General features: G+C 65.7%; 7 protein-coding genes and 1 pseudogene. 4 read left to right on the forward strand and 4 right to left on the reverse strand.

Annotation, left to right across the window (positions count from 1 at the left end):
• Positions 1 to 186: 186 nt before the first annotated feature.
• From D2K64_RS22320 to D2K64_RS22330, 3 genes are all read left to right on the forward strand, one after another.
• Positions 187 to 699: a hypothetical protein gene (locus tag D2K64_RS22320; RefSeq protein ID WP_120010589.1), complete on the forward strand. Its 513-nt coding sequence runs from the start codon at positions 187 to 189 to the stop codon at positions 697 to 699.
• A gap of 150 nt (positions 700 to 849) precedes the next feature.
• The gene (locus tag D2K64_RS22325; protein WP_120010590.1) at positions 850 to 2880 is read left to right on the forward strand and encodes an AI-2E family transporter; all 2031 of its coding nucleotides are present in this window, start codon (positions 850 to 852) and stop codon (positions 2878 to 2880) included.
• Positions 2881 to 3091: 211 nt separating this feature from the next.
• A complete protein-coding gene (locus tag D2K64_RS22330) occupies positions 3092 to 3535 on the forward strand; it encodes a hypothetical protein (RefSeq protein WP_157986045.1) in 444 nt (147 codons plus the stop codon).
• A 318-nt stretch (positions 3536 to 3853) separates the two neighbouring features.
• On the opposite strand, the gene D2K64_RS22335 is transcribed toward D2K64_RS22330, so the two are convergent.
• Complete coding sequence (locus D2K64_RS22335; RefSeq protein WP_120010592.1) at positions 3854 to 5041, reverse strand: sensor histidine kinase; 1188 nt, start codon at positions 5039 to 5041, stop codon at positions 3854 to 3856.
• Between the two features lie 296 nt (positions 5042 to 5337).
• On the opposite strand from D2K64_RS22335, the gene D2K64_RS22340 reads away from it, so the two are divergent.
• Positions 5338 to 5907: a DUF374 domain-containing protein gene (locus D2K64_RS22340; protein WP_157986046.1), complete on the forward strand. Its 570-nt coding sequence runs from the start codon at positions 5338 to 5340 to the stop codon at positions 5905 to 5907.
• A gap of 103 nt (positions 5908 to 6010) precedes the next feature.
• Here D2K64_RS22340 and D2K64_RS26335 read toward each other — a convergent pair.
• The 3 genes and pseudogenes from D2K64_RS26335 to D2K64_RS26340 all read right to left on the reverse strand — a co-directional run.
• Positions 6011 to 6193: pseudogene (locus D2K64_RS26335) on the reverse strand (DUF6894 family protein); the annotation flags it as partial.
• Between the two features lie 187 nt (positions 6194 to 6380).
• On the reverse strand, positions 6381 to 7163 hold the full coding sequence (locus tag D2K64_RS22345; protein WP_120010594.1) for a Crp/Fnr family transcriptional regulator: 783 nt from the start codon (positions 7161 to 7163) through the stop codon (positions 6381 to 6383).
• A 352-nt stretch (positions 7164 to 7515) separates the two neighbouring features.
• Positions 7516 to 7623 (reverse strand): WGxxGxxG-CTERM domain-containing protein (locus tag D2K64_RS26340; protein ID WP_120010595.1); only part of this gene is annotated, 108 nt, incomplete at its 5' end.

Consider the following 7623-nt stretch of genomic DNA (forward strand, 5'->3'; position numbering starts at 1 on the left):
ACCCCGGAGAGAACCATGACCCCGGCGGGTTCCAGCCTCCGTTCCGGCGCTTGACCTGGAAAGCCCGATTAGAGAACAGGCTCTAACTGACTGCGCAGACCAATACTAAACAACAGCAGGTTCAGAATGCAATCTGAACCTCTCCTGGGTAGAAAAGGGCTATCTGTAATTTTGGGGCACTCTACCATGCTCCGCCGCGCGAAATATCTGAAGCTGACGAAGCTGGCGGTCGAAAGCTTCAAAGCTCGAGCGTATCGCGGCAACCGTTTGCCATTTGATGCGCGGTTCCCTGGCCGCGAGCACGACTCCTACACACCAATCGAGGCGTTGCTGACCGTTATACAATTCAGCCTCGAGGAAGCATTTGCCATGAACCCTGTGAAGGCAGTAGAAATCGTCCAGGCGCTACCCGTCGCGCTGCTGTCTCGTTGGAGCGAAATCGGCGACTATGTGGAGCGGGCCCGGATCGGCGATTCCTCCAGCGTTGAGCTTCTGTGTGGGCGGCTCCAGCCCGATGGCATGACCCCGCCCATTCCCTTCTGCGGAACGCTGGCTGATGTGGCTGAGCAGCGAAAGCTAGGTGTGTGGCAGGGCGTCATCACCAGCGCCTCGCGTACGGCTGTGGTGCTTGATCGCCGCGCTGTTTACACGAAAGTTGAATTACCAGCCGATTTTTGGGCCGTGGCGCCGACCATCTGATCATGCTCCGCATCCTGTCGAAGTCGATCACCGGTTGCCTCAATACGGCTATGGCCGACGTCCGAGACGGCTTCCGTGCGTGGCTCCTTTGTAACTGCAGTCTCCGGCAGTGCGTTCTCCGGCTGATCCTTGCGGCACGGAGCATGCCCCATGACTACAGCCTTTGGTTCAGAACCGCGCCCGCCATCCCAGGTCCAGCCGCCCTCCAGCCCCGACGCCGCGCACCTCCTGACCGTCGTGGTCTGTGTCGTCACGGTCTGCGCGCTCTACTTTGCACGTGAGGTGCTGATCCCCATCACCCTCGCCATACTCCTCTCGTTTGTGCTCGCCCCAGTTGTTGGACTGTTGCGACGTCTGAAGCTGCCGCAGGTCGCTGCCGTGCTGCTGGCGGTGATGCTCGCGCTCAGTGCCATAACAGCGATCGGCAGCGTGATCGGTGTGCAGATCGCCAGCCTGGCTCGCGACGCCCCGCGCTACCAGCGCGTCATCCAGGAGAAGGTGGCGACCGTCCAGGGCACCGTCTTCGGGCAGATCAATGAATTTTCCCGCAGGCTGAACAACGAGGCCGCCGTTCCTTCCGAAGCGCCGCCTGCTGCCTCTCCGCCAGCCACCGACGATATACCTACCCTTCCCGGTGCGGGCACGATCACCAATGGCGAAGCCCGTCCTGTTCCGGTGGAGATCCGTCCTGCCGAATCCTCGGCTCTCGACCTCGCACGCACCTTCGTCTCACCTGTGCTCGGTCCGCTGGAGACGACCTTCATCGTCCTCATCGTCAGCATCTTCGTGCTGCTCCAGCAGGAAGACCTGCGCGACCGTCTGATCCGCCTCTTTGGCTCCCACGACCTGCACCGCACCACCGAGGCACTCGACGAGGCGGGGCGACGGCTGAGCAAGTACTTCCTGGTCCAGCTCCTCGTGAACAGCTGCTTTGGCGTGCTGGTCGCGATCGGCCTGTTCCTGATCGGAGTGCCGGGCCCGATCGTGTGGGGCATCCTGGCGGGGTTGTTCCGCTTCGTGCCCTATGTTGGTTCCATCCTCGCCGCCGCCTTTCCTCTGCTCCTGGCAGCAGGCACGGAGCCGGGTTGGTCAATGGTGATCTGGACTGCGGCGCTGTTCCTGATCACCGAGCCTATCATCGGTCAGGTGATCGAGCCGATGGTGTATGGCCATAGCACCGGCCTCTCGCCCGTGTCGGTGATCGTCGCCGCGATCTTCTGGACCTGGCTCTGGGGCCCGATCGGGCTGATCCTCGCCACTCCCCTCACACTCTGTCTGGTGGTGCTGGGGCGGCATGTGGAGCGGCTGGAATTCCTCGATGTTCTGCTGGGCGACCGTCCGGCACTGACGCCGGTGCAGAACTTCTACCAGCGCATCCTGGCGGGCGACACGGATGAGGCGCTGGCCCAGGCGGAGACGCTGCTTCAGGACCGCTCACTCACGGCCTACTACGACGAGGTTGCCCTGAAAGGCCTCCGCCTGGCAGCCACGGACCTGGAGCGTGGCGTTCTCCGGCCGGAGCAGCTGGAGCGCGTCAAGAATGCTGTTTCAGGGCTGGTGAACGACCTGTCCGACGTCGCCGACCACGATCCGCCGGAGAAGGTGTCCAGGAAATCCGAGGCTGCACCCCTCGATGCCAGCATGTCCGAGAAGGCCGTCGCGCATGTGCCTGCCCCTGATGTGCCGCTGCCGCCGCAGACCGGGCGCAAGGGGGCCTGGGCCTCCGATACACCGGTGCTCTGCCTGGCGGGGCGTGGACCGCTGGACGAGGCCGCTTCGGCCATGCTGGCGCAATTGCTGACCAAACACGGGCTGGGAGCCCGTATGATTCCGCACGGAGCCAGTTCGCGCGAGCAGGTCGGTCGCCTCGACACCTCCGGGGTGGCGATGGTCTGCATCTCCTACCTCGACATCAGCGGCAACCCAGCTCACCTGCGCTATCTCCTGCGCCGCCTGAAGCAGCGCATGCCCGGCGTGCCCATGCTGGTCGGCCTGTGGCCGAAAGGCGAGGCGGTGCTGTCCGATGCCGCCCAGGCCAAAGCAGTCGGGGCGGACTACTACACGGCCTCGCTGCACGACGCAGTGACCAGTTGTCTCAAGGTTGCCGCTGCGGGTGTGCAGGATCCGGCCACGGCAGCGGCGGTTCTGCAGGAGGCCAGCTCGGACGGGGTGCCGGAATGATCCTCAGGCAGGAGATGGCTGGTCCAGCTCAGTTCAGTTCGCCTCAACACCATGACCGGAGCACGCTGCCACTGATATTCAGGAGGCTGCCGAGATGATAGATCGATACCGACGTAACACCGCGTAGTGACGCATGGCGTTTCCGAGAGTTCTGCTATCGGAGGTGGCGATGTCGGATGGCTGGACACGGAAGGGGACGGGCGCCCCCTGGATGCTTGAGACCCCGCACGGCATGTGGGCGGTATTCGAGCATCGGCCGGGTGGCCGGACCGAGCTCCGATATGCCTCCTTCGACGAGGCAGGCCGCCTCCCGGTCGCACCGCTGGCCATTGGTGAGTTCGCCTCCGCAAGAGATGCTAAACTTGCGGCCGACGCCTATGAAGCGGAGGATCCGCTGCAGTTGCCCAGAGAACTGGCAGATGCCTTCCTCCTCGACGGGAGTGGTGAGGCCGAGATCCTGGCACCAGACGGGCATGCCGTCCTGCTCTCGCTTTCGGATGAGGCGGTAATCCTCAGCCGTGAGGAGGGTGGCGCCAGGACCGAGTGGGCCCGCCTCGATCAACCGCGGACAGCCGGGGCGGGTCTGACTACGCGCGTCCTCCGGGCCACGAGGAACCAGCGGAGCTGGATCTCGCCATCATGCTCAGGCTCGTGAGCCTGAGGAGTGCCGCCACGTAGTGCTGGGCGATATGGTCGCTCATGTCATTGGCCTGCCAACCTCCATGGCCCATAGCGCAGGTCCAGGACGCTTTGGTCACCATGATCGTATGCGGTGGAGTCCTGGTGATGGTCAACTTCGAAGATCAAGATGCCTGAGGGGCTGCTTCAACTGTCAGCTGATTGGTCTGAAGGGCAAGCGGCAGCTCGCGGCGTGGCCGCCGACGAGCGAAGCACGGCAGGCCGCTATCCCTCTGAGTGAGCGCGGTAGAGGGCTGCGCGGTGACCTCCCGAGCCTCCGGGATCTGCCGCCAGTTCACTGTGTCTGGAGGGGGACCGGCGCGGTGTTGGGATCAGGGAAGGTCACGCTCACCACCGTGCCCGCTCCATCAGCCCGGTTCCCGAGGACGACGCTACCCCGGACCTGCTGGGCGAGCATCTCGATCAGCTGGAGCCCGAGCGCGCCCCTGCGCCGCGACGGAGGCAGACCGATCCCGTCGTCCTCGATCCGCAAACTCACCAGGCCCTCTCCGGCGAGGCTGAGATCCACCCGCACCCGGCCCCTTCGACCTTCCGGAAAGGCGTATTTGAAGGCGTTGGTCAGGGCCTCGCCCACGATGAGCCCGAGCGGGATCACGAGGTCGGGGCGCCACACGGCCACCTCGTCGGTCTCGACCTCGACCCGGATCTGACCCGGCGAGGCCACCAGACCCTCCGCCATGCTTTGAGCCAGCCGCAGCAAGTAAGGCCCGACCTCGATCGCGTTCGGCGTCTCACCCCGGTAGGCCAGCATCGCGTGCACCTCGCCGATGCGCATGAGCCGCCCCGCGGCCACCTCCAGCGCCTCCTGCACCGCGGGTTCCGACTGCCTGGCCTGGATCTGCAACAGTGAGGTCGCGAGCTGGAGCGCGTTCTTGGTGCGGTGGTTGACCTCCTGCACCAGGAAGTCCCGGAAGCGCAGCGCCTCTTCCCCTTCGGCAAGGCTCTGCCGCAGCAGGGCCTCCGTGCGCCGGCGTCGCTCGACCTCTTCCTCCAGCTTGTCCTTGGCTGTCTGCAGGCGCCTCGTACGCGTGGCCACGCGCCGGTCCAGCGTCTCCTTGGCGCGGTGCAGCTCCTGCTCCCGCTGGACGCGGTCGGTGATGTCCAGGAAGGAGGTGAAGTGGCGGACCACCCGGTCCTCCTCCACCATCGGACTGACCAGGCCGGCGACCCAGATCTCCCGGCCCTCCTTGGTGTGGAACAGGATGTCCTCGGCGAACTCGCGCCGGGCTGCGACCGCCGACGCGATCCGCTCCACAACACCGGGATCGGCGTGCCGCCCCATCAGGAAGAAATAGTCCTGCCCCAGCACCTCGTCCCGCTCGTAGCCGCACATCTGCAGGAAGGCGGCGTTGCAGTAGATGATCGGGTTGCCCTCGACGCCCGGATCGGTGATCGCCATCGGCATGCGCGTGGCCGCGAAAGCCTCGACGAAGGGCCCACCATGGGCCGCCAGATCGACCATGGCGCGCTCGGACCGGGCCTGACCCTGGTGGTTCCGGAGCTGCTTCTCAACGGACAGCGGCGTTCTCCTCAGGTTCGGCAGGCGGCGGGAGGCGGTAGGACGATGCCACAGATGCGGAACGGAACGCCCTCGGCCCAGCGTGGCTCAGGACAGCTATACCCTGGCCAGGAGACACTTGTTCAGGGCATTCCACTTCTATGACCACGCCATCCCCTGACATGCCTGCTCCCGCAGCCCCGCGCCTGAAAGCGGGCACCGAGCCGCTGCGGGCCTTGGCCGAGCGGCCGGGCGGTTTCATGCTGGTGTTCTGGCACGAGTGCCTGCCGATGATGCCGGTTGCATGGGTCCGCTTCTGGGCCACGCTGCAGCCGGAGACGGATCGCAAGGAGGGGCTCGCCCTGGTGTCACGCAGCCGGGACGGCACGATGATCTCCTCTGTTCTGGCGGGGTACGGCCTGACGCCGGTTGCGGGCAGTTCGTCGCGCGGCGGGCATGAGGCGGGGCGGAAGGTGCTGCGAGGCCTCAGGGCGGGCTCGGTCGCCGTGATCGTGCCCGACCGGCCACGCGGACCACGACGGGTGTTCTCCGAAGGCACCGTGCGCCTGGCAGCGACGGCGCGTGTGCCGATTGTGCCCTGCGGCGCCTACGCGCTGCCGAGCCGGCGGCTCGGCTCCTGGGATCAGATGATCCTTCCCCTGCCTTTTGCACGCTGCGTCGCGGTGGTGGGAAACCCGATCACACCGGATGGTCAGGCGCCGGGCGTCCTGGCCCACGAACTCGCGGCCTCACTGAACTGCGCCATGGACGAGGCGGCGGCCCACTGCTCGGCGGCAAGAGCCCCCGGGCGTTCGGCGGCGGAACGGTAGCTCGCAACGCCTCCACTGCTCGGCCTCGCCTCCCGCGGGCCCATCTCGTCAGGGGCCTCAACACTCGGGAGAGAAACGCCACATCCAGTGACAGACTGGCTTTGAGGATTGCAGCGGCAGTCTCGTCCCGCACGGTGACCACAGGCTGGCGGTGCTCATCCTTTGGAAGTCTGGCTTTGATCAACTCGGGCAGAAGACGAAGGACGTCATCACGAGCGGCTTTCACACCGGACAGATCTGTTCCTTCTTCATCGTGAAGAAGCAGCTGGTCGCCATCGCAGATATCAAAGCAGTAGCGGGCCTGGGAGCCTCAAGATGACTTGGTCGATTTCAAGGAACCACTCTTCCGGGAGCACCATCAGTTCACAATCGCACAAAGCACTACAACTCCTGACCGGCTTTCTTACAAAGAGCCCGGCGTCCTCCCTGTCGGCATTGCGCGGAGGTGCGATGCATGGGCGCGGCGCCAAGATTTAGTCAGCCACAGTCTTCAGCTGAAAGGCGGAGGCCGAGTTGCAGACGAGAGGCGATGAGCCGGTGTCCCGCTCCTGAAAGCGCTCCGCAGCGCGGCGAGCGATGCCGTAGCACTCGCAGGCGACAGCCTCGAGGCCCGGCTGGTCGGTCACCGTGATGTGCCCGCGCGCGTAGTGGATGAGGCCGGCCCTCTGTAAGGCCCCGGCCGCCACGGTGATGCCGGCGCGGCGCACCCCGAGCATCATGGCGAGGACCTCTTGGGTCATCGGGAAAGGGCCGCCTTCGGTGCGGTCATGCGTCATCAGCAGCCACCGGGCTAGACGCTCGCTGGTGGTGTGGCGCCCGTTGCAGATGCCGGTGCGGGCCACTTCCCGGACATGCGCCAGGGCGTAGCGCAGCAGGACGGAACGCAGGGACGGGATGCTCTCCAGCGCCTCCCCCAGTGCCGCCGCGCTCATCTGCAGCGCGGTGCCGGGGTTCTGCACCATGGCCTCCAGATCATCGCGGTCATCTCCGAACAGCACGGCCAGCCCGATCATACCCTCCCGGCCGATCTGCCCCACCTCGGCAGCTTCGCCATCCTTCAGGCAGGCCAGCATGGACGCGTGGCCGGTCTCGGGAAAGTAGACCTCGGTGATGGGCTGTTCCGCCGCATACAGAACGGCACGGATGGGAAGCTCAACACGCTTCAGCTGCGGCCAGAGCCTGGCGAGGTCTTCGGCGGGCAGGGCGGCCAGTAGACGGTTGCGGGGCAGAATTTGAGCATGAGCAGTCGGGACCATGAGAGGCTCCTGCGACGGAGTGTCGGCGGGAGCGCGCAGCGTCTCTCAGCTGCCTGCGCCGGGACATTCTCGGCAGGCAATACCCTGACGCGTAGAGGGTGATGCCACGCGCGTATGTCCGCTCCCGTACAAAGAGGTGTGCACAGCCAGATTGCGGGCCTTATGGTGACCGCCCTGCTACCGGGCGGGTCGCCGCTTCGCCGCTCTGTCCCTGAACCTCAGGCTATCCACGTGCCGAGGCAGGGGACTGCCACCTCATCCCGGGGATGGCCGAACGGGCAAAAAGCTGCCCGCCGCGGGTCCGCCATTACGGAGAGCGGACCCGGGCGGACGACGCGCTACGGCGAAGCCTTCAATGGCGGCCGACCGTGGTGGTGTCGTGCTTCTTGCGGCCTGCCAACCCCGCCAAACCGGCCAAGCCCAGGAGTCCAAGCCAGCCCAGATCAAAACCGTCGTCATC

The sequence above is a fragment of the Teichococcus vastitatis genome, assembly GCF_003604215.1.
Taxonomy (GTDB): domain Bacteria; phylum Pseudomonadota; class Alphaproteobacteria; order Acetobacterales; family Acetobacteraceae; genus Pseudoroseomonas; species Pseudoroseomonas vastitatis.

Bases quoted from the DNA above. Each gene is read 5' to 3' on its own strand.
- D2K64_RS22330 (WP_157986045.1), top strand. From the start codon at position 3,092: ATGCTTGAGACCCCGCACGGCATGTGGGCGGTATTCGAGCATCGGCCG.
- D2K64_RS22335 (WP_120010592.1), bottom strand. From the start codon at position 5,041: ATGGTCGATCTGGCGGCCCATGGTGGGCCCTTCGTCGAGGCTTTCGCG.
- D2K64_RS22340 (WP_157986046.1), top strand. From the start codon at position 5,338: ATGCTGGTGTTCTGGCACGAGTGCCTGCCGATGATGCCGGTTGCATGG.
- D2K64_RS22320 (WP_120010589.1), top strand. From the start codon at position 187: ATGCTCCGCCGCGCGAAATATCTGAAGCTGACGAAGCTGGCGGTCGAA.
- D2K64_RS22325 (WP_120010590.1), top strand. From the start codon at position 850: ATGACTACAGCCTTTGGTTCAGAACCGCGCCCGCCATCCCAGGTCCAG.
- D2K64_RS22345 (WP_120010594.1), bottom strand. From the start codon at position 7,163: ATGGTCCCGACTGCTCATGCTCAAATTCTGCCCCGCAACCGTCTACTG.